Raw genomic sequence first — 20,278 nt, forward strand, 5'->3', positions numbered from 1 at the left:
GGCGCTCAATTGCTATCGATCTCAATTCGCCTTAACCTGTCACGGAGCCCCCAACCTGGAACCGCGCGATGCAAGCACATCCTCTGCGCCTCTCTCCCGGCGACGATCTGCGTGTCGCACTCGAAGACGAGTTGCGTCAGCTCAAGTTGCGTGCGGCCTTCGTAATCCAGGGCATCGGGAGCCTGAGCGTTGCCCAATTGCGATTTTCCGGGGACGACGATCCTACCGAGCTGCGTGGCAATCTGGAAATACTGACGCTCGCCGGGTCCCTATCATCTGATGGAGCGCACCTACACATGTCGGTTGCCGACCCGCGCGGTCGAGTGTTCGGTGGTCATGTGGCACGCGGCTGCACGGTCCGTACAACCGCGGAGATATTGCTGGCGCTTCTTCCCGAACATCGCTTCTCTCGGGAGTACGACCTAAGTTCAGGGTTCATGGAACTGGTAATACGAAATGAACCGCCCCTGGAGTAGCCTCGACGCATACACCCGGGCAGCGTGGATGAATGAGGCCTTTCGACCCGTCACTGCCGTTCGCTGTTTCGAGACGGACGGCCGTTTCGGCAGATGACGCGACGTCCAGCGTTACCAGCCGAGCGGCCGCTTCGAAAGCGAAGCGGACGCACGAATGTCCGGTCGCGCCGATGGACGAATGACGCCTCGTGGCCGGTTGCAGCCGTCCGATCCAGCGGCAGCTCACTACCACAAGAGACAATCAGTTCTCCAGAAAGTGGACATTCTGCAGCCAGTCAGACAACGAGGTACTGGCCCGCTGAACCGTACCAGAATCGTTGTCAACGACAATCACCTCCTGGAACCCTTCCGAGAACGATGGCGGCTCGAAGATCCTGAAGACGTTCTCCACTGCCTCATCAGGGACGACCTCATCGGCAGGACGAGCCTTGTTCCGTCGTAGCGCGGATTCTAACGAAACTTTTACCCACACTGCAGAGACCGGAATCCCAGCCTTTTTGGCAATCTCAATGACTCGTGAGCGGCGGGTAGCAGTTGCGAATGTTGAATCGACGTAGATAGTATCGTCGGGCTCGGAGAGGCATTTGTTCGTCCACGTAGACTTCCCCGCCCCCTGCACACCTACGACCATGACGATCCGTCGCGGGCGGCCTTTGATCGCCGTGGACAAATCCACATACAACTGCTCCCAGGCCGCAGCGTTGCGTTCGGCTGTAAACACCCGGTCAGCATCGGTCTGCAAGTAGTGGTCGGGATTGAGGTGCATGGCATCCCTCCATTCTCGGCATTGAAACTTCCGGGGCTGCTCACGGGCACCAGGATAACCGAGGAGGATTCGCGACTGGCGACGCTTCAAATCGCGATTGCCGGCAATTCACGGGTGTGTGGCTAGAATAACCGCCCGAGAACTGACTGGAGCAAACATCAATGCAACTTCTCGATCATGTTTCGATAGGCGTGCCCGACCTGGCCGCAGCGCGTCCGTTCTACGACTCGGTCATGCAAGCGTTGGGGGCAAGGAAGGTCTATGACCGCCCTGATGCGCTTGCCTACGGCGAGCGCTGCACGTCCGGCGATACGGTATCGACGTGCGTTGCGGTCTATCTGGACCCGGGCCGGATCGAAGTAAACAAGCGGCACTGGTGCTTCAAGGCCGCGTCCCGCCGACAGATGGACGAATTCTTCGCGGCAGGCATCGCTGCCGGGGGACGTTCGGATGGCGATCCGGGCCTCCGGCCTCACTACCATAGCGAATACTACGCAGCATTTCTCTTCGATCCGGCGGGCAATCGCGTGGAGGCGGTGTGTCATTCGGCCTCGAATTGACAGCGGCGCCTGCAAAGGCAGGAGATGCGCCCGAAACAGCACATGGCGTAAAGCATCGCCAGGCGACCGGGACATCGTTTCAGCCTTTGCGCGCCGCGCAGGGGCCGCACCGCACCGCTCCAGCGCGGAAATGAGCCTGGACGACCTCAAGCCGCCCATCCCCTGCACCATCCCCACGCACCGCCCCGCCCATTGCACTGCACCATGACCGTGCCGCCCCGCCCCACCTCGGCGCATCCGGTCCCCGCCTGACGCGCCCTCGCAGCGCAAAACCCCCTGCATCCATCACAAACCGCCCTGGCACACCGCTTGCGTAACAAGACCCGAGCGGACCAACGGCGGCCCGCTCACCCCACACAGGGTGGCAGCGGTCTTCACCGCTGCCACCAGGACAACGGCGTCCCCTGATCCGGTCTTATGACCGGCTCGCGGGACGCCATTTGTTTTTATGGAGCCATGATGACCGGCAAAGCCACCCGCATCGAACTGCTAAGCCTGCGCACCCCGCAGATGCGTGCCTTCCACCTGACGTGGATGGCGTTCTTCGTGTGCTTCTTCGCGTGGTTCGCGTGCGCACCGCTGATGCCCGTCCTCAAGGGCGAGTTCGGCCTGACCCCCGACCAGATTGCCAATATCAATATCGCCGCAGTCGCGGTGACCATCCTCGTGCGCCTGGCCATCGGCCCGCTGTGCGACCGCTTCGGCCCCCGCCGCGCCTATACCGGCCTGCTCGCGCTGGGCGCGATTCCCGTGCTGGGCGTGGCGATGGCGCAGAGCTACGAAGCCTTCCTGTTCTTCCGCCTGCTGATCGGCGCGGTGGGTGCCAGCTTCGTCATCACGCAGTACCACACCTCGGTCATGTTCGCCCCCAACGTGGTGGGCACCGCAAACGCGGCTGCGGCTGGCTGGGGCAATGCCGGCGGCGGCGCCGCGCAGGCGCTGATGCCGCTGCTGCTGGGCGGCGTCCTGATGCTGGGCGTTAGCCACACCATGGGCTGGCGCCTGGCGTTGCTGGTGCCTGGCGTGCTGATGCTGATCATGGCGGTGGTCTACTGGCGCTTCACGCAAGACTGCCCGCAAGGCGACTTCAAGGACCTGCGCGCTCGCGGCATCGCCATCGACAGCGGCAAGAAAGGCGGCTGGGCCAGCTTTGTCGCCGCTGCCGCCAACTACCGCGTGTGGATGCTGTTCATCACCTACGGCGCCTGCTTCGGCGTGGAGATCTTCATCCACAACGTGGCCGCCACCTATTACGTGGATCGCTTCGGCCTGTCGCTCAGCAGCGCCGGCCTGGCCGCGGCCAGCTTCGGCCTGCTCGCCCTGTTCGCCCGCGCCCTTGGCGGCTGGCTGTCGGACAAGGCAGCGCTGCGCCGCGGCCTCGACGCACGCTCCACGCTGCTGTTCGCGCTGATCCTGGGCGAAGGCCTGGGCCTGCTGTGGTTCGCCCAGGCGCATAGCGTCGCGGCGGCCATCGTTGCCATGCTGGCCTTCGGCCTGTTCACCCACATGGCCTGCGGCGCCACCTACGCGCTGGTGCCCTTTATCGACCGCAAGGCGCTCGGCGGCGTGGCCGGGATCATCGGCGCCGGCGGCAATGTGGGCGCAGTGGCGGCGGGCTTCCTGATGAAAGGCCTGGGCAACCTGCAGCAAACGCTGACCGTGCTGGGCGCGGTGGCCATCGTCTCAGCCCTGTGCGCCATCGCCGTGCGCTTCTCGGCCGAGCACAAGGCCAGCGAGCAGGCGCTGTTCGACAACGCCCTCGCCGGCTCCGGCTCCTGAGCCGTACCGACGCAACGATTCTCCTAAAAAGCACAAGCACAGCGGCCTCACAGAACAAGGAAATCATCATGAAACTGATCATCATCGGCCACGGCATGGTCGGCCACAAATTCCTGGAATGCCTGGCCGAGGCAGGCTCGCAAGATATCGAAGTCACCGTGCTGTGCGAGGAAGCGCGCCCGGCCTATGACCGCGTGCATCTCTCCGAATTCTTCGCCGGCAAGTCCGCTGAAGATCTCTCGCTGGTGGAAGCCGGCTTCTTCGAGCGCAGCAATATGCTGCTGCGGCTGAACGCCCGCGCCACCGGCATTGACCGTGCCGCCAGGACCGTGACGGTTTCCACCGGCGAGACGCTGTCCTACGACAAGCTGATCATCGCCACCGGCTCCTACCCCTTCGTGCCGCCGCTGCCGGGCAAGGACCGCAAGGATTGCTTCGTCTACCGCACCATCGAAGACCTGGAAGCCATGCAGGAGTGCGGCGCGCGCTCGAAGACCGGCGTGGTCATCGGCGGCGGCCTGCTGGGTCTGGAATGCGCCAAGGCGCTGCGCGACATGGGCCTGCAAACCCATGTGGTGGAATTCGCCCCGCGCCTGATGGCGGTACAGGTGGACGACGGCGGCGGCGCCATGCTGCGCCGGAAGATCGAAGAACTCGGCGTCACCGCGCACACCCGCAAGAACACCGTGGAAATCGTCGACGGCGAAGACGGCACCCATCGCATGAACTTTGCCGATGGCAGCCACCTCGACACCGACATGATCGTGTTCTCCGCCGGCATACGCCCGCGCGACGAACTGGCCCGCGCCAGCGGCCTGGCCATTGGCGAGCGCGGCGGCATCACGGTGGACAACCAGTGCCTGACCTCAGACCCCGACGTCTACGCCATCGGCGAATGCGCGCTGTGGGACGGCAAGATCTACGGCCTGGTCGCACCCGGCTATGAAATGGCCCGCGTGGCCGCCAAGCACCTGCTGGGCCACCAGGCCGAGTTCGCCGGCGCCGACATGAGCACCAAGCTCAAGCTGATGGGCGTGGACGTGGCCAGCCTGGGCGACCCGCACGGCAACGCACCCGGCAGCCGTTCCTACCAGTTCACCGACGAGCGCAAGCAGGTCTACAAGAAGCTGGTGGTGTCCGAATGCGGCAAGTACCTGCTGGGCGGCGTGCTGGTCGGCGATGCCGAGGAATACGGCACCCTGCTGCAGATGATGCTCAACAAGATCGAGTTGCCCGAGTCGCCGGAATTCCTGATCCTGCCGTCCTCCGATGGCCAGGCCAAGCCAGGTCTGGGCGCCGACGCGCTGCCGGAGTCCGCGCAGATCTGCTCGTGCAACAACGTTTCCAAGGGCGATATCTGCGCTGCGGTCTGCGATGGCGCCACCACCATCGGCGAGCTGAAGCGCTGCACCAAGGCCGGCAGCACCTGCGGCGGCTGCGTACCGCTGGTCACGCAGGTGATGAAGGCCGAGATGAAGAAGCAAGGCCTGGCGGTCAACAACCACCTGTGCGAACACTTCGCCTACTCGCGCCAGGAGCTTTACCACCTGGTCCGCGTGGGCGGCTTCAAGACCTTTGGCGATCTGCTGGCGGCGCATGGCAAGGGCCTGGGCTGCGACGTCTGCAAGCCGACCGTGGCGAGCATCCTCGCCTCCTGCTGGAACGAGTTCGTGCTCAAGGAAGAGCACGCCAGCCTGCAGGACTCGAACGATTACTTCCTGGGCAATATCCAGAAGGACGGCACCTACTCCGTGGTGCCGCGCATGCCGGGCGGCGAAGTCACGCCCGACGGCCTGATCGCGGTGGGCCAAGTAGCCAAGAAGTACGGCCTCTACACCAAGATCACGGGCGGCGCCCGGGTCGATATGTTCGGCGCCCGCGTGGAAGAACTGCCGATGATCTGGGAAGAACTGATCGCCGCCGGCTTCGAGTCCGGCCATGCCTACGGCAAGTCCCTGCGCACCGTGAAATCGTGCGTGGGCTCCACCTGGTGCCGTTACGGCGTGGACGACTCGGTCGGCCTGGCCGTCGAGATCGAAAACCGCTACAAGGGCCTGCGCGCGCCCCACAAGATCAAGTTTGGTGTTTCCGGCTGCACCCGCGAGTGCGCCGAAGCCCAGGGCAAGGACGTGGGCATCATCGCCACCGAACGCGGCTGGAACCTGTACGTGTGCGGCAACGGCGGCATGAAGCCCCGCCACGCCGAACTGCTGGCCAGCGACCTGGACCGCGAAACCTTGCTGCGCTATGTGGACCGCTTCCTGATGTTCTACGTGCGCACCGCCGACCGCCTGCAACGCACCAGCGTGTGGCGCGACAACCTCGAAGGCGGCCTGGACTACCTCAAGGCCGTGGTGCTGGAAGACAGCCTGGGCATCGGCGCCGAACTGGAAGCGCAGATGCAGCATGTGGTGGACACCTACGAAGACGAATGGAAGGCCGCCGTGACCAACCCGGAAACCCGCAAGCGCTTCCGCCACTTCGTCAACAGCGACATGCGCGACGACAACCTGGTCTTTATGGAGGAGCGCGGCCAGATCCGCCCGGCCACGCCGGAGGAACGGAACTTGCGTAAATCCCGGCTTGAGCAGATCCCCGTGATCGTCAAGGCAGCCTGAACCGTCCCGACCCAACATCTCGCGCCAACGCCCAAGGAAGACATCATGAGCCACACCCACCATACCGAAGCCTGGACCGCCGTTTGCAGCCTGCGCGACATCGTGCCCAATACCGGCGTGTGCGCACTGGTGGACAAGGCACAGATCGCCGTGTTCCGGGTCGGCCCCGGCCACAGCGACGATCAGGGCGGCAACGGCGACCAGGTGTTCGCCATCTCCAATTACGATCCCAATTCCAACGCCGCCGTGCTGTCGCGCGGCCTGGTGGGCAGCCTGGGCGAGCGCATCGTGGTGGCGTCGCCGATCTACAAGCATCACTTCGATCTGCAGACCGGCGAATGCCTGGAAGCGCCCGAGCACTCCATCGCGGCGTATCCGGCCCGCGTCTATGACGGCAAAGTCTGGGTGGCCGCATGACCACGCCCCCCAAACCCCGCCTGGTGGTGGTCGGCAACGGCATGGCCGGCATGCGTACGGTCGAGGAGTTGCTCAAGCTCGCGCCCGACCTCTATGACATCACCGTGTTCGGCGCCGAGCCGCACGGCAACTACAACCGCATCCTGCTCTCGCCGGTGCTGGCGGGCGAGAAGACGGTCGCGGACATCATGCTCAACACCCGCGACTGGTACGAACAGAACGGTATCGAACTGCTGGCGGGCGATCCGGTGGTGGCGATCGACCGCCGCCGCCGGCTGGTGCGCTCGCAGTCCGGGCGGGAAGTGGGCTACGACCGCCTGCTGCTGGCGACCGGCTCCAAGCCGTTCATCATCCCCGTGCCGGGCCACCAGCTCGACGGCGTCATCGCCTTTCGCGACATCCAGGACGTGGAAACCATGCTGGCGGCGGCCCGCAACCATCGCCACGCCGTGGTGATCGGCGGCGGCCTGCTCGGCCTGGAAGCCGCCAACGGCCTGATGCGCCAGGGCATGGAGGTCAGCGTAGTGCACGTGGCCGACAGCTTGATGGAGCGCCAGCTCGACAAGCCCGCCGCCGCGTTGCTCAAGCAGGCGCTTGAGCGCAAGGGCCTGCGCTTCCTGCTCAATGCCAATACCAGCGGCATCCTTGGGGAAGACCGCGTGACCGGCGTATCCTTTAAGGATGGTACCCAGATCCCCGCCGACCTGGTGGTGATGACCGCCGGCGTACGCCCCAATATCGAACTGGCCCTGCAGGCCGGGTTGCGCTGCGAGCGCGCCATCGTGGTGGACGACACCTTGCAGACCTTCGATCCGCGCGTGTACGCCGTAGGCGAATGCGTGCAGCACCGGCAGGCCACATTCGGGCTGGTCGCGCCGATCTGGGAACAGGCGCGCGTGGCCGCCGCGCACCTGGCCGGCGCCGGGCATCGCCGCTATGTGCAGCAGGCCACGGCCACCAAGCTCAAAGTGACTGGCGTGGATCTTTACTCCGCCGGCGACTTCATCGGCGGCGAAGGCAGCGAGGATCTCGTCATGCGCGATCCGCGCCGCGGTATGTACAAACGGCTGGTGCTGCAAGGCGGGCGGCTGGTCGGGGCGGTACTGTACGGCGACGTGCAGGACGGCCCCTGGTACTTCGACCTGATCCAGAGCGGCGCCCCGGTGGGCGCCATGCGCCAGCGGCTGCTGTTCGGCAAGGCGCAGTGCGAGGCCATGGCAGCCTGACCGATTTAACGCTTGAACGATTCAACGCTTGAACAATCCAGTCTCCGATTGACCGCCAGCAACGAGCGCTAACGTGAACCTGTCCGATATCCCCGTCATCCTCTCAACCGGTTCGCCCGCCCTGCTGTCCGCCGACGCCTCAGTCACCGTCACCGATACCACCTGCCCGTATTGCGGCGTGGGCTGCGGCGTGCGCGCCACCCGCCATGCCGACGGCAGCGTGGAGGTGGCCGGCGACGCCAGCCACGGCTCCAACCAGGGCCGCCTGTGCGTGAAGGGCTCGGCACTGGCGGAAACCGTTGGCCTGGAAGGCCGCTTGCTGCACCCGCAAGTACGCGGTGCCGACGGCGCCTTGCAGCAAGTGTCCTGGGACCACGCGCTGGACAAGGTCGCCCAGGGCTTCAAGGACATCATCGCCGAGCACGGCCCCGATGCCGTGGCGCTCTACGTCTCCGGCCAGTTGCTGACCGAGGACTACTACGTCGCCAACAAGCTGATGAAGGGCTTTATCGGCAGCGCCAATATCGACACCAACTCGCGGCTGTGCATGTCGTCGGCGGTGGCCGGGCACAAGCGCGCCTTTGGCGAGGACCTGGTGCCGGGCAACTACGAAGACCTGGAACTGGCCGACCTGGTGGTACTGGTCGGCTCCAACACCGCGTGGTGCCACCCGATCCTGTTCCAGCGGCTGTTGAAAGCCAAGGAAGCCCGCCCCGGGATGAAGCTGGTGGTGATCGACCCGCGCCGCACCGCAACGTGCGAGCTGGCCGACCTGCACCTGCCGGTCAAGCCGGGCACCGATGTGTGGCTGTTCAATGGCCTGCTGCACTACCTGGCGCAGCACGGCGCGCTGGACCAGACGTTCATCGATGCCCATACCAGCGGCCTGGACGCCGCGCTGGCCGCGGCTGGCCCGGATTGCACCGATGTCGCCAAGGTGGCCAAGGCCTGCAAGCTGGACCCCGAAGCCCTGCGTGGTTTCTATGCGCTGTTCGCGGCCACGCCGAAGGTGGTGACCGGCTTCTCCCAAGGCGTGAACCAATCGTCGGCAGGCACCGACAAGGTCAACAGCATCATCAACTGCCACCTGGCCACTGGCCGGCTGGGCAAGCCGGGCATGGGCCCCTTCTCGCTGACGGGGCAGCCCAACGCGATGGGCGGCCGGGAAGTCGGCGGCCTGGCCAATATGCTGGCCGCGCACATGGAGCTGGCCGACCCGCTGCACCGCGAGATCGTGCAATCGTTCTGGGGCTCGCCCGCCATCGCGGACAAGCCTGGCCTGAAGGCGGTGGAGCTGTTCGAAGCCATCGAGCAAGGCCGCGTCAAGGCCGTGTGGGTGATCGCCACCAACCCGGTCGTCAGCCTGCCCGATGCCGACCAGGCCCGCCGCGCGCTGGCCCGATGCCAACTGGTGGTCAGCTCCGACATCATGCTGCGCACGGATACCAACGACGCCGCGCACGTCCTGCTGCCGGCGCTGGGCTGGGGCGAGAAGGACGGCACCGTCACCAGTTCCGAGCGCCGCATCTCGCGCCAGCGCGCCTTCCTGCCGGCGCCCGGCGAGGCCCGCGCCGACTGGCGGATCCTGTGCGACGTGGCCTCGCGCATGGGCTTTGAGGGATTCCGCTTTGCCGGACCGCACGAGATATTCGACGAGCACGCGCGACTGAGCGCGTACCGGAACGCGGGCAGCGGCGATCAGGCCCACGCGCCACGCCTGTTCGACCTCGCCGGGCTGGCTGGCATGAGCCAGCAGCAATTCGACGCGCTCCCGCCGGTGCAATGGCCGGTGATGGCCGCGCCGTCCGGGAGCTTCGCCAACGCGTCCGGCGGCACTGCCCGGCTGTTCACCGACGGCCGTTTCGCCCATCCCGATGGCCGCGCCCGCTTTATCGCCACCGCGCCGCGCGCGCCGTTCCACGCCACCGACGACGAGTTCCCGCTGGTGCTCAACACGGGCCGCGTACGCGACCAGTGGCACACCATGACCCGCACAGGGAAATCGCCAAAGCTGGCCGACCACATCGCCGAGCCCTTCGTCGACATGCACCCGCAGGACGCCCTGCTATGCGGCGTCAGCGAAGGCAAGCTGGCTCGCGTGACCACGCGCTGGGGCGCCATGGTGGCGCGGGTGCAGCACAGCGGCGGCATTGCGCGCGGCAGCGTATTCGTGCCGATCCACTGGAACGGCCAGTTCAGCTCCGATGCGCGCGTAGGCGCGCTGGTCAATCCGGTGGTGGACCCGGTCTCGGGCGAGCCCGAGTTCAAGCACACGCCGGTGCGCGTGGAAGAGTTCCGCGTGTCGTGGCATGGCTTCGTGTTGAGCCGCGAGGACCTCCACGCGGACGCACTGACCTACTGGACGCGCATCCAGGGCCGCCAGTTCCAGCGCTACGAGTTTGCCGGCCGCGAGAGTATCGCCGACCGCGCCGCGTGGGCCCGCCGGTTGCTTGGCATCGACGACCCCAATGCGGACTGGATCGAGTACGAAGACCGCACTGCCGGCGTCTACCATGCCGGCCATGTGGTCGACGACCGACTCCAGGCCTGCATCTATGTGTGCACGCGCCCCGAACTGCCCTCGCGCGCGTGGCTGTCCACGCTGTTCGCCAAGGACCGCCTGGAAGACACCGATCGCATCGGCCTGCTGCTGGGCCAGCCGATGGAAAAAGGCGCCGACGCCGGCCCTACTGTGTGCTCCTGCTTCGGCGTGGGGCGCAACACCATCTGCGACGCGGTGCGCAAGCACGACCTGAAGACGCCGGCCGAAGTCACCGCCTGTGTGAAGGCGGGCGGCAATTGCGGGTCTTGCGTGCCGGAGCTGAAGAAGCTGCTGGCGGAGATACGGGTGGCGGAAGTGGCTTGATGGAGGCTTCATGGCGCCCGACCATCATGCCGCGATAGCACCGTTCTCCAGATATGACGCGCCATAGGTGAATACGATCTCCCGACTGGGGCGTATCAGCATGTCGTCCTTGTCGGCATAGTGCAGGCGCGTCAGCAAGTCCTTGATCAGGTTAAGGCGCGCCAGGCGCTTATCGTCGGCACGCACCACGCTCCATGGCACCGCGGCGCTCGTGCGAGCAAACATCTCGTTGCGGGCCTCGCTGTATTTCTTCCACAAGCGCACCGCCTGCTGGTCGATCGGGCTGACCTTCCATTGCTTCAGGGGATCGCGCCGCCGCTCCGCAAGGCGCTTCTTCTGTTCCTCCTTGCTGATATCGAGGTAGTACTTGATCAAGCGGATTCCCGAGCGAACCAGCATGCTTTCAAACTCCGTGACGCTCGACATGAACTCCTCACGCTCAGCGTCGGTACAAAACCCCATGACGTGTTCAACGCCCGCGCGGTTGTACCAGCTACGATTGAACAGCGCGAATTCCCCGGCAGCCGGCAGGTACGCCACATAGCGTTGGAAGTACCACGAACCACGATCCCGGTCGGAGGGTTTTCCCAGAGCCACCACCCGTGTCTCGCGCGGGCTGAGATACTCGACGATGCGCTTGATGGTGCCATCCTTGCCGGCTGCGTCGCGGCCTTCAAGGATCACCAGGATCTTGTCCTGGCAACCAATGAAGTGTTTCTGCAGCTTCACCAACTCTATCTGCAGCAGGCGTAGATCTTCCTCATAGCCATCGTGCCCATCGTGCGACGGGACGCCGTTCTCATCTCCCGACAGATATCCATGCCGCCTCTTACTCATGATTCCGCTCCCACCGGCCGTCCGCTGACCGGTATTTCGCCAGGCCGGGCGTTCTCCGGCACCGGCGGCTTAACCGACAGCAGCTGATCCAGCGTCGCGCGATCCACGACTTCCTTCTCAAGCAGCAGTTTCGCTGGATGGGCGCCCGAATTGCCTGGCACTCCGCCACCCCGATGTACCGATTCAAGCACTCGCAGCCGCGCGAGGCATCACTACGCCTCTAGTGTGTGCGTAGCCGGCGCCGAGAGATTGATGCCAATCAAGAAGGAACGATTCGTTGTGCCAGGTCGAGGTACCGCGCACGGGCGGCGGCGCGCGATGGCGGAGCGCATGCAGAGCATGCATGGCATGGACGGTCGATGATGATGGATAGGATGGACGGCAGGGGGATGGTCGGCGGCAAGGGGCGCGGGGCCGGCGGTCCCCGCATGAGTCCGGACCAGCGCATGAACATCATGGAGGACAGCATGGACCTGATGCAGATGATGATGGAACAGAGGCTGGACCAGCATGACCGGCCGATGCCGGCCCCCGGAGAAGATCTCGCCATGTTCCCTGCCAGGACCGGGTGGCTACCGAGGCGGCCAATTGCCCAGTAGCGTCACGGCCGAGACGCCCCGGTTCTGCCAGCAGGCATAGTCACAGTCAGTCGGCACGGCATCCACCGCGACCCGGATATCCGTCGCGGCGGCGGATGCGCGTTCGTTCGCGCCGTCCTCCCTGGCGGGAGCCGCCGCCGTTATCAGGCCGGCGGCGAAGCCAAGCGCCAGCACTGCGGCGGCGCCCAACAAATATCTGATGCGATTTCCAGCTTTCACGACAGTCTCCTCCCTGCTGTCTCTTCTTTCCCTTCTGGCCTGCTCCTGCATCGCCGGGCCGGCACGGTCTCATGCCCCAAAGGTAGCCACTGGAACGAATAACTTCCTCGTCCAGGCAGACTAGGGGCAATCCCGTACGCCCGTGCACGCGCCGGGGAAGCAGGCGAAGCGCCAAGGCAAGCGCCAGCTTGTCCCCATAGAGTCGCAGCAGCGGCCCGACGCACCCCGCCAGATCTACCGGCGCCAGTCGCAGCGAACGGGCGCATAGCAGGCCCCAGAGATGCGCCGCCAGCAGCATGGCCTTGTCTTGCTCGCCCAGCAGCCTGCCAAGGTCGTCGCACAGCACCTTGGCACGGGCACGGATGCGGACTGTCAGGTGGCATAGCTCGCACGCAGGCGTGCAAGCGTGGTGCAGCAAGCCGAGGACGATGCCCGCATAGCGCGGCACCGCCTCGTCCTGCAACATCGTCGCAAGCACGCGCTCCAGATCCGGGCGGGCCAGCCCCCCGCCGTTACCGGCGAAGGCTGCGAGCCAGCCGGCCAGATGCGCTTCCGCCCGCCCCATGATGGCTGCCAGCAGGTCGGCGCGGCTACGGAAGTGCCCGTAGACCGCACCGCGTGTCATGGCGATGGCACCGGCCACCTGTTCCAGCGTGACGCATTGCACGCCCTGGCGCTCGAACAGCCGCTCAGCGCTGGCGAATCAGCACGAAGCGCGCATCGCGGCAACCCTGCCGGAACTTGAGAGCGCCGCCAGCCGGGTTGAAGCGGTCTTCCGTGCCCCAGAAACCGAGCACCGGGCACGCGATCTCACCCAGGCGTTCAGTCAGGTTGGGCACCTTCATGGTGGCCAGCACCTCGCGCGGCTGCTCCTTGCAGACGGCCATGCGCTCGTCCACCAGCGCATCGGTGACCAGCGTGGCGTCATGCACCAGCAACTTCAGTGGCTGGCGCATGGTGTCATGGTTCATTTGCCCGCCGGTGAACAGCGACACCATCTTCTCGATGCCCTCCATGCGGAAATAGGTTTCCCGGTCCTCGACGCCGCCTGGCGCCATCATCACCAGGCGGCTCACATGCTCCGGGTAGTCCAGCGCGTATTTCAGCGCAATGGCGCCGCCCAGCGAGTTGCCCACCAGCACGCAGCGCGGCAGTCCCAGCGCCAGCAATTGCGCGCGCAGCGCGGCGACGAAGAAGTCCAGCGTGTATTCCACATCCGCCGGCTTCGATGACTGCCCGTAGCCCGGCAGGTCGACCACCACGGCGCGGAAGCCGGCTGCGGTAAAAGCCGGCACGTTGTGCTTGAAGTTGCTGTGGCCGCTGGCGCCCGGGCCGCTGCCGTGAATAAACACCACGGGTTCTCCGGCGCCGGCATCGAGGTAGTGCAGACGCAGGCCGTCTGGCGTGGTGATGGTTTGGCCGGCCGGAAATGCTGCAGGCGACGTACTGGACATGTCGGTGTCTCCCCTGTTGTCATGACGAACCCGGCCAATCATGCGCATGCGCCACGGGACAGGCATCGTCCTTTCAGACTACGAAGCGTCCCGTGGATTTCCCTAAGATCGCACTGACCAGCAAGGCAACGAGATCAGGGGAAAACAGAGATGACGGGAATCGACTTCAGCGGGAAGACGGTGTTGGTAACAGGTGGCGCGCGCGGCATTGGCCGCGTCATTGCCGAAGGCTTCCTCGCGGCGGGTGCCCGCGTATTCACCTGCGGGCGCACGCCGCCGGCGCCTGGCGGGACGCAGCACCGCCAGGCGGAATTCATGGCAGCCGACATCCGCGACGCCGAGCAGGTGGCGGCCCTGCTGACCCGGATCGTCGACAGCACCGGCTCGCTCGATATCGTGATCCACAACGCCGGCGGCGCACCCTTCGCGCTCGCCGCGGACGCCTCGCCGCGCCTGATGGAATCGATCATCCGCCTGAACCTGGTGGCGCCGCTGCAGCTGGCGCAGCGCGCCAACGCACGCATGCAAACCCAGGCCAGTGGTGGCACGCAGATCTTCATCGGTAGTGTCAGCGCGCTGCGGCCCTCCCCCGGCACCGCCGCCTACGGGGCGGCCAAGGCGGGCATCCTGAACGCGGTCCGTTCGCTAGCCGGGAATGGGCCCCGCGCGTGCGGGTCACGGCCGTCAGTCCGGGCCTGGTGCTGACCGAGGCCGCGCAGCAGCAACACTACGGCGATCCGGCCACGCTCCAGCAGGTGGCCAATACCGTGCCGCTCGGACGCCTTGCCGCTCCGCGCGAAATCGCCGACGCCTGCCTGTTCCTGGCCTCGCCGCATGCCGCCTACGTCTCGGGCGCCAACCTGTCATCGACGGTGGCGGCGAGCGTCCGGCCTTCCTCGACGCGTCAGTCCATCAGGCCGGCTGACCCGCCCGGCGCGCGCCTACTCGACCTTGGCAGGATGCGCCTGCACCGGCCCGCCCAGCACCGAGCGATAGGAAACGGGCTCCTTGCCGTCGATATCGCGTATGCCATATTCCTGCGCGATTTCGGCGCTGATCAGCACCTGACCGGATTTCTCCATGACGGCGGGATCGCCATGCAAGGCGAGTATGACCTTGCCGGTGAACTCGGGGCTTTCCGCGCTCGGCGCAAACGCGGCGTATTTGTCGGGCTCGCGCTCCCAGACCCGCATGGTGCGCTCGGTGCGCAGCGGGCCCATCCAGACCGATACCGCGGCCACGCCGTACGGGCGCAGGTCAACCGCCATGTCCTTGGCGAACTTGTCCACGCCGGTCTTCTGTGCGCCGTAGGCCGGGCCGTGCATATAGCAGCTCGCACCGAAGGACGACGTGAACGCCATCAATCCGCGCCCGCCAGCCACCATCATGGGCGCAGCATGCCAGCTGGCCACATAGGCCGAGCGCAGGCCCACGTCGAGGATGTCCACCAGGGCAAGCGGCTTCTTCCAGAAGCCGCCGGGCTCGATCAGTTCGTCGTGCAGGAAGGTAGCGTTGTTCACCAGGATGTCCAGCCGCCCCGATTCGTCGCCCACCTGTTCGAACAGCCTGCGCACCTGCGCATCGTCGCGATGGTCGCAGGCCACTGCGATGCCCTTGCCGCCGCGCGCATCGATCTCGCGCGCGGTCTCGTGGATGGTGCCGGGCAGCGGCGCATCGCCGTTGCGCTCGGTGCGCCCGGTGACGTACACCGTCGCGCCGGCTTGCGCCAGCGCCAGCGCGATGCCCTTGCCCGCGCCCCGGGAGCCACCCGTGACTACCGCGACGATGGATTCCTTTGCACTGCGCATCGCATTCCTCCTTTGTGATTCGTGATTCCCGCGCCGCGATCTCACCGCGCAGGGCGATGCCCGACGCTATCGCGCATGCCGCCGCGCCTCATCCTCCGTTCGGACTAGCAACACGTGCACGCGCCTGCAAGCGAAACGGCGCTTACGGGAAGCCGTCTAGTACAACATCCCTTAAATAGCTTGAATATTTAATCACCTCGGACATGATGGCGGGATGAGCCGAGGCCGCCAAGCAATGCCAGTGAAGCTGGCGAAGAAAGAAAGACAGGAACTGCAATCGCTGATCGAGCGCAAGACGGCGCCGCAGCGAGATGTGATGCGCGCGCGAATCGCGTTGTGGGCGCACGAGGGCCACTCCAATACGGTCATTGCGCGGGAACTGGGTGTATCGGTGCAAACGGTCTGCCTGTGGCGCAAGCGCATTGCCCAGCAAGGTGCCCAAGGCATTCGCGAGGGCGAGCGCAGCGGCCGTCCGCCGCGCATCACGCACGAGGAGCGACTACAGTTGATCGCGCTGGCGTGTGAGACGCAGGAACCTGAGGGGCGGGTCACGCCCACGCTCGACGAGATTGTGGTGCGCGCCGTGGAGCGTGGCGTTGTCGAGCAGATCAGCCGCAGCCAGGTGCAGCGCATTTTGCAGGCCGGCGACGTGCGTGCGCACCGGGTCCAGCAAAGGCTACATAGCCCAGACCCGGCCTTTCGCGAGAAGGTCAACGGCATTTGCAAGCTGTACCGTAAGGCGCCGCGAAACGCCGTGGTACTCAGTATCGACGAGAAGAGCGGCATTCAGGCCATCGAACGTAAGCACCCGGGACGGGCACCCGCGCCGGGGCGACTGCGTCGGCGCGAGTTTGAATATATTCGTCACGGCACCCAGGCGTTGATTGCGGCGCTGGACGTGCATACCGGACAGGTGCTGGCAGAATGCCGCGACCGGCGCACCCAGGACGATCTGGTCGCCTTCATGGAGCGCGTGGCAAGCGCGTACCCGGGCAAACAGGTGCACGTCGTGTGGGATAACCTCAATACGCATCGCGCCCAGGCCGTCTGGCAGGCGTTTAACGCCCGGCACGATGGGCGGTTTCACTTCCACTTCACGCCATTGCACGCGAGTTGGGTCAATCAGATCGAACTCTGGTTTGCCCGCTACACGCGCCGGGTGCTGCGCCACGCGAGCCACGCCAGCACCGCGCACCTGCGCGAGCGCACCGAGCAGTTTGTCCACGCGCACAATCGGGCGGCACGCCCGTTCAAATGGACTTTCCGGGGCTATCCGCTACAAACCGGCGCATCGTAATCGAGGAACGACATGCCAGCCTTACCCGCCAAACATTACGCTGCCGAATTGCAGCGGCAACTGCGCAGCCTGCTCGGCCACGAGCAGATCATCACGCAAGCCTACGGGCGTCACCTGCTGATCAAACGTCTGGACGACGAGGAGCCGACCGTGGTGGCTCGGCTGACCGAGCTCGGCCGCAATCGTTATGGCGCCGCCTTTCGCAGCCATAGCGGGCGTTGGGAACCGTTGCCAGGCAACGGTACACTCGACGAGATGGCCGAGCTGGTCGTCACGCTCCTGCACCTATATCTGCAGCCCGATAATTATTAAAGCCATTTACGGGATGTTGTACTAGTCCGTTCTGACGATTCCGCGCCCTCCCTCGCTCATTACGCTTCCCATCAAGGAAACCGGCCACAAGGCATGCCAGGTCAATGCATTACCACGCATCACCAGCACGATATGGGGAGACAACGGAGACCGCCCGCACCTGCGCAGCGGCGGCATCGGCAGTTGCAGCCCCCGATTCACCTGACCTTTCCCACCCTGCCCACTCCAAGCAAGGAAGCCCCATGGCAAAAATCAAGTGCGCCCTGATCGGCCCCGGCAATATCGGCACCGATCTGCTCTATAAGCTGCGCCGCAGCACCATCCTGAAACATACCTGGGTGGTCGGCGTCGACCCGTCGTCGGATGGCCTCGCCCGGGCCCGGGAACTGGGCCTGAAGACGACCGACCAGGGCCTCGATGGCCTGCTGCCGCACCTAGCCGCCGACGACATCCGCATCGCCTTCGACGCGACCTCGGCCTACGTGCACCGCCAGCACTCCGACCAGCTCACCGCGCGCGGCGTGCGCGTGATCGACCTGACGCCGGCGGCCATCGGCCCCTTCTGCGTGCCGCCGGTCAACCTGGACGAACATCTCGGCAGCAATGCGATGAACGTCAATATGGTCACCTGCGGCGGCCAGGCCACCATTCCCATGGTGTATGCGGTGTCGCGCGTGCAGGCGGTGGCCTATGGCGAAATCGTCGCCACCGTTTCCTCGCGCTCGGTCGGGCCCGGCACGCGCCGGAACATCGACGAGTTCACCCGCACCACCGCCGACGCCATCGAGCAGGTCGGCGGCGCGCGGCAGGGCAAGGCCATCATCGTCATCAACCCGGCCGAGCCCCCGCTCATCATGCGCGACACCATCCACTGCCTGACCGAGGACGAGCCGGACGTGGACGCCATCACGGCGTCGGTCCACGACATGATTGCCGAGGTGCGGCAATACGTGCCCGGCTACACGCTCAAGAACGGCCCTGTCTTCGATGGCAAGCGAGTCTCCATCTTCATGGAAGTCGAGGGCCTGGGCGACTACCTGCCCAAGTACGCCGGCAATCTCGACATCATGACCGCCGCCGCCGCCCGTACCGCCGAGCACATCGGCGCCGCTATGCTGCGCGGCGCGCTGCCCGCCGTGGCCACTACCGCATAAGGAGCCAGATATGAGCCAACGCATTACCGTGCACGACATGACCCTGCGCGACGGCATGCACCCGAAGCGCCACCAGATCTCGCTCGACCAGATGAAGACGATCGCCCGCGGGCTGGACGACGCCGGCGTGCCGCTGATCGAAGTGACCCACGGTGACGGCCTTGGCGGCGCCTCGGTCAACTACGGCTTTCCCGCGCATAGCGACGAGGAATACCTGCAAGCCGTGCTGGGCGAACTGAAGCAAGCCAAGGTCTCCGCCCTGCTGCTGCCCGGCATCGGCACCATCGACCACCTGCGCATGGCGCATGAACTGGGCGTGCACACCATCCGCGTAGCCACCCACTGCACCGAGGCCGATGTCTCCGAGCAGCATATCGGCATGGCGCGTAAGCTCGGCATGGACACTGTGGGCTTCCTGATGATGGCACACATGGCGCCGGAAGCGACGCTGGTGGAACAGGCGCTGCTGATGGAGTCCTATGGCGCCAACTGCCTCTACATCACCGACTCGGCGGGGCATATGCTGCCGCACGACGTCACCGCCAAGCTGACGGCCGTGCGCCAGGCGCTCAAGCCGGACACCGAGCTGGGCTTCCACGGGCACCACAACCTCGCCATGGGGATCGCGAACTCGCTGGCGGCCGTGGCCTGCGGCGCCACCCGCATCGACGCGGCGGCCGCCGGGCTGGGCGCGGGCGCCGGCAATACACCGATGGAAGTTCTCGTGGCTGTCTGCGAGCGCATGGGCATCGAGACCGGCGTGGACGTGTTCCGTATCGCCGACGTGGCCGAAGACCTGGTGGTACCCATCATGGACCAGCCGATCCGCATCGACCGCGATGCGCTCACGCTGGGCTACGCCGGCGTGTACTCGTCGTTCCTGCTGTTCGCCAAGCGCGCCCAGGCCAAGTACGGCATTCCGGCGCGCGAGATCCTGGTCGAACTGGGGCGCCAGCGCCTGGTGGGGGGCAGGAAGACATGATCGAAGACACCGCGATAACGCTGGCGCGGGAGCGTGGGTTGATGGCCTGACGGGACGCGGCAACCCCCATATTTGCCCTGGCCGCCTAGCGCGGCCAGGGCAAATGCCTTTTTCATCACCCACCCTCAAGAGAATAACCAAGTCTCCCGGCCATCTTCATTTAGAATATATGACCATAGACATATGACCAGGAGCAGAGATGGAGAGGCAAGTCTCAAAATCGGACTTCAAGGCACATGCGCTGGAGTACTTCCGCCAGGTTGAGGACTCGGGCGAACCACTGGTGGTGACCAACCACGGCAAGCCGGTTCTCGAGGTCCGGCCGTATCGGAGTACCTCGCGTAGCCCACTGGAAATCCTGCGCGATTCCGTGCTGCGCTACAACGCACCGACCGAGCCGGTGGACGCGGATGATTGGGAGGCGGCGCGGTGATCGTCCTGGACACGCACACGCTCGTCTGGTGGGTGAGCAGCGATCCGCTGCTGAGCAGGAAGGCCAAGGCGAGCATCGAGAAGGAACTGGATGGCGGCCAAATACTGGTCTCATCGATTTCCGCATGGGAAATCGCAGCGCTGGTGGCGCGCGAGCGCCTTGTGCTTTCGATGGATGCGACGAACTGGTTCGCCACCGTGGGGCAACTTGAAGCCGTGCGCGTAGTACCTGTGGATACCGAGATCGCCATCAAGTCAGTAGAACTTCCGGGGGTATTCCACAAGGATCCGGCCGACCGCATGATTGTGGCCACCGCGCGCAAGTTCTCCGTACCGCTGGTGACGAAGGACGAGAAGATCCGCGCCTACCCGCACGTCAAGACGATCTGGTAACGGCTCCCGGAACCGGCCGGCTGCTTTCCCGTAAATCAGCGCCGGCCAGATGCGGCCAGCTGCGGATGGCCAGCCCGCCGCAG

18 protein-coding genes and 2 pseudogenes are annotated in these 20,278 nt (G+C 65.5%); 15 read left to right on the forward strand and 5 right to left on the reverse strand.

Annotation, left to right across the window (positions count from 1 at the left end; genetic code table 11):
* Positions 1 to 68 precede the first annotated feature (68 nt).
* A complete protein-coding gene (locus ACZY0R_RS02385) occupies positions 69 to 476 on the forward strand; it encodes a PPC domain-containing DNA-binding protein (RefSeq protein WP_488856957.1) in 408 nt (135 codons plus the stop codon).
* Between the two features lie 241 nt (positions 477 to 717).
* Here the strand turns inward: ACZY0R_RS02385 and ACZY0R_RS02390 are convergent, their stop codons facing one another.
* Positions 718 to 1,242: an AAA family ATPase gene (locus tag ACZY0R_RS02390; protein WP_488856958.1), complete on the reverse strand. Its 525-nt coding sequence runs from the start codon at positions 1,240 to 1,242 to the stop codon at positions 718 to 720.
* Positions 1,243 to 1,403: 161 nt separating this feature from the next.
* Between ACZY0R_RS02390 and ACZY0R_RS02395 the strand changes: the two genes are divergently transcribed.
* The 6 genes from ACZY0R_RS02395 (at position 1,404) to ACZY0R_RS02420 (ending at position 10,708) form a co-directional block, all read left to right on the forward strand.
* Positions 1,404 to 1,802: a VOC family protein gene (locus tag ACZY0R_RS02395; RefSeq protein ID WP_488856959.1), complete on the forward strand. Its 399-nt coding sequence runs from the start codon at positions 1,404 to 1,406 to the stop codon at positions 1,800 to 1,802.
* 459 nt (positions 1,803 to 2,261) lie between these two features.
* Positions 2,262 to 3,581, forward strand: a complete 1,320-nt coding sequence (locus ACZY0R_RS02400) for an MFS transporter (RefSeq protein WP_276287139.1) — start codon at positions 2,262 to 2,264, stop codon at positions 3,579 to 3,581.
* 68 nt (positions 3,582 to 3,649) lie between these two features.
* Positions 3,650 to 6,199, forward strand: coding sequence for a nitrite reductase large subunit NirB (gene nirB, locus ACZY0R_RS02405; protein WP_488856960.1), 2,550 nt, complete (start codon positions 3,650 to 3,652; stop codon positions 6,197 to 6,199).
* Positions 6,200 to 6,244: 45 nt separating this feature from the next.
* The gene (gene nirD, locus ACZY0R_RS02410) at positions 6,245 to 6,616 is read left to right on the forward strand and encodes a nitrite reductase small subunit NirD (protein WP_045236818.1); all 372 of its coding nucleotides are present in this window, start codon (positions 6,245 to 6,247) and stop codon (positions 6,614 to 6,616) included.
* On the forward strand, positions 6,613 to 7,842 hold the full coding sequence (locus ACZY0R_RS02415) for an NAD(P)/FAD-dependent oxidoreductase (RefSeq protein WP_488856961.1): 1,230 nt from the start codon (positions 6,613 to 6,615) through the stop codon (positions 7,840 to 7,842). The genes nirD and ACZY0R_RS02415 overlap by 4 nt, the downstream gene beginning before the upstream one ends.
* Before the next feature lie 73 nt (positions 7,843 to 7,915).
* Positions 7,916 to 10,708 carry a molybdopterin-dependent oxidoreductase gene (locus tag ACZY0R_RS02420; RefSeq protein ID WP_488856962.1) on the forward strand — a complete coding sequence of 931 codons (2,793 nt, stop codon included), beginning with the start codon at positions 7,916 to 7,918 and terminating at the stop codon, positions 10,706 to 10,708.
* 24 nt (positions 10,709 to 10,732) lie between these two features.
* Here ACZY0R_RS02420 and ppk2 read toward each other — a convergent pair whose 3' ends face one another.
* The gene (gene ppk2, locus ACZY0R_RS02425; protein ID WP_488856963.1) at positions 10,733 to 11,545 is read right to left on the reverse strand and encodes a polyphosphate kinase 2; all 813 of its coding nucleotides are present in this window, start codon (positions 11,543 to 11,545) and stop codon (positions 10,733 to 10,735) included.
* A gap of 359 nt (positions 11,546 to 11,904) precedes the next feature.
* Between ppk2 and ACZY0R_RS02430 the strand changes: the two genes are divergently transcribed.
* Positions 11,905 to 12,144, forward strand: coding sequence for a hypothetical protein (locus ACZY0R_RS02430; RefSeq protein WP_488856964.1), 240 nt, complete (start codon positions 11,905 to 11,907; stop codon positions 12,142 to 12,144).
* A gap of 46 nt (positions 12,145 to 12,190) precedes the next feature.
* Here the strand turns inward: ACZY0R_RS02430 and ACZY0R_RS02435 are convergent, their stop codons facing one another.
* Positions 12,191 to 13,030, reverse strand: coding sequence for a TetR/AcrR family transcriptional regulator (locus tag ACZY0R_RS02435; protein WP_488856965.1), 840 nt, complete (start codon positions 13,028 to 13,030; stop codon positions 12,191 to 12,193).
* A 22-nt stretch (positions 13,031 to 13,052) separates the two neighbouring features.
* Positions 13,053 to 13,817, reverse strand: a complete 765-nt coding sequence (locus ACZY0R_RS02440) for an alpha/beta fold hydrolase (protein ID WP_488856966.1) — start codon at positions 13,815 to 13,817, stop codon at positions 13,053 to 13,055.
* A gap of 150 nt (positions 13,818 to 13,967) precedes the next feature.
* Here ACZY0R_RS02440 and ACZY0R_RS02445 point away from each other — a divergent pair.
* Positions 13,968 to 14,742, forward strand: a pseudogene (locus ACZY0R_RS02445) (SDR family oxidoreductase).
* Between the two features lie 16 nt (positions 14,743 to 14,758).
* Here ACZY0R_RS02445 and ACZY0R_RS02450 read toward each other — a convergent pair.
* Positions 14,759 to 15,625 carry an SDR family NAD(P)-dependent oxidoreductase gene (locus tag ACZY0R_RS02450; RefSeq protein WP_488856967.1) on the reverse strand — a complete coding sequence of 289 codons (867 nt, stop codon included), beginning with the start codon at positions 15,623 to 15,625 and terminating at the stop codon, positions 14,759 to 14,761.
* Positions 15,626 to 15,839: 214 nt separating this feature from the next.
* Between ACZY0R_RS02450 and ACZY0R_RS02455 the strand changes: the two genes are divergently transcribed.
* From ACZY0R_RS02455 to ACZY0R_RS02480, 6 genes and pseudogenes are all read left to right on the forward strand, one after another.
* Complete coding sequence (locus tag ACZY0R_RS02455) at positions 15,840 to 16,922, forward strand: IS630 family transposase (protein ID WP_488856968.1); 1,083 nt, start codon at positions 15,840 to 15,842, stop codon at positions 16,920 to 16,922.
* A 12-nt stretch (positions 16,923 to 16,934) separates the two neighbouring features.
* Positions 16,935 to 17,234 (forward strand): hypothetical protein, encoded by a 300-nt coding sequence (locus ACZY0R_RS02460; protein ID WP_488856969.1) that lies wholly within the window; start codon positions 16,935 to 16,937, stop codon positions 17,232 to 17,234.
* A gap of 242 nt (positions 17,235 to 17,476) precedes the next feature.
* The gene (locus tag ACZY0R_RS02465) at positions 17,477 to 18,388 is read left to right on the forward strand and encodes an acetaldehyde dehydrogenase (acetylating) (RefSeq protein ID WP_488856970.1); all 912 of its coding nucleotides are present in this window, start codon (positions 17,477 to 17,479) and stop codon (positions 18,386 to 18,388) included.
* A gap of 10 nt (positions 18,389 to 18,398) precedes the next feature.
* A pseudogene (gene dmpG / locus ACZY0R_RS02470) lies at positions 18,399 to 19,420 on the forward strand (4-hydroxy-2-oxovalerate aldolase).
* Positions 19,421 to 19,569: 149 nt separating this feature from the next.
* Entirely contained in the window at positions 19,570 to 19,803 is a 234-nt protein-coding gene (locus ACZY0R_RS02475) for a type II toxin-antitoxin system Phd/YefM family antitoxin (RefSeq protein WP_488856971.1), read from the forward strand.
* A complete protein-coding gene (locus ACZY0R_RS02480) occupies positions 19,800 to 20,195 on the forward strand; it encodes a type II toxin-antitoxin system VapC family toxin (protein WP_488856972.1) in 396 nt (131 codons plus the stop codon). The genes ACZY0R_RS02475 and ACZY0R_RS02480 overlap by 4 nt, the downstream gene beginning before the upstream one ends.
* Positions 20,196 to 20,278: the final 83 nt, after the last annotated feature.

Source organism: Cupriavidus sp. F041 (assembly GCF_057814235.1).

Coding starts and splice junctions, on each gene's coding strand:
- ACZY0R_RS02475 (WP_488856971.1), top strand. CDS start 19,570: ATGGAGAGGCAAGTCTCAAAATCGGACTTCAAGGCACATGCGCTGGAG.
- ACZY0R_RS02385 (WP_488856957.1), top strand. CDS start 69: ATGCAAGCACATCCTCTGCGCCTCTCTCCCGGCGACGATCTGCGTGTC.
- ACZY0R_RS02440 (WP_488856966.1), bottom strand. CDS start 13,817: ATGTCCAGTACGTCGCCTGCAGCATTTCCGGCCGGCCAAACCATCACC.
- ACZY0R_RS02400 (WP_276287139.1), top strand. CDS start 2,262: ATGACCGGCAAAGCCACCCGCATCGAACTGCTAAGCCTGCGCACCCCG.
- ACZY0R_RS02460 (WP_488856969.1), top strand. CDS start 16,935: ATGCCAGCCTTACCCGCCAAACATTACGCTGCCGAATTGCAGCGGCAA.
- ACZY0R_RS02455 (WP_488856968.1), top strand. CDS start 15,840: ATGAGCCGAGGCCGCCAAGCAATGCCAGTGAAGCTGGCGAAGAAAGAA.
- nirB (WP_488856960.1), top strand. CDS start 3,650: ATGAAACTGATCATCATCGGCCACGGCATGGTCGGCCACAAATTCCTG.
- ACZY0R_RS02415 (WP_488856961.1), top strand. CDS start 6,613: ATGACCACGCCCCCCAAACCCCGCCTGGTGGTGGTCGGCAACGGCATG.
- ACZY0R_RS02430 (WP_488856964.1), top strand. CDS start 11,905: ATGATGATGGATAGGATGGACGGCAGGGGGATGGTCGGCGGCAAGGGG.
- nirD (WP_045236818.1), top strand. CDS start 6,245: ATGAGCCACACCCACCATACCGAAGCCTGGACCGCCGTTTGCAGCCTG.
- ACZY0R_RS02395 (WP_488856959.1), top strand. CDS start 1,404: ATGCAACTTCTCGATCATGTTTCGATAGGCGTGCCCGACCTGGCCGCA.
- ACZY0R_RS02465 (WP_488856970.1), top strand. CDS start 17,477: ATGGCAAAAATCAAGTGCGCCCTGATCGGCCCCGGCAATATCGGCACC.
- ppk2 (WP_488856963.1), bottom strand. CDS start 11,545: ATGAGTAAGAGGCGGCATGGATATCTGTCGGGAGATGAGAACGGCGTC.
- ACZY0R_RS02390 (WP_488856958.1), bottom strand. CDS start 1,242: ATGCACCTCAATCCCGACCACTACTTGCAGACCGATGCTGACCGGGTG.
- ACZY0R_RS02450 (WP_488856967.1), bottom strand. CDS start 15,625: ATGCGCAGTGCAAAGGAATCCATCGTCGCGGTAGTCACGGGTGGCTCC.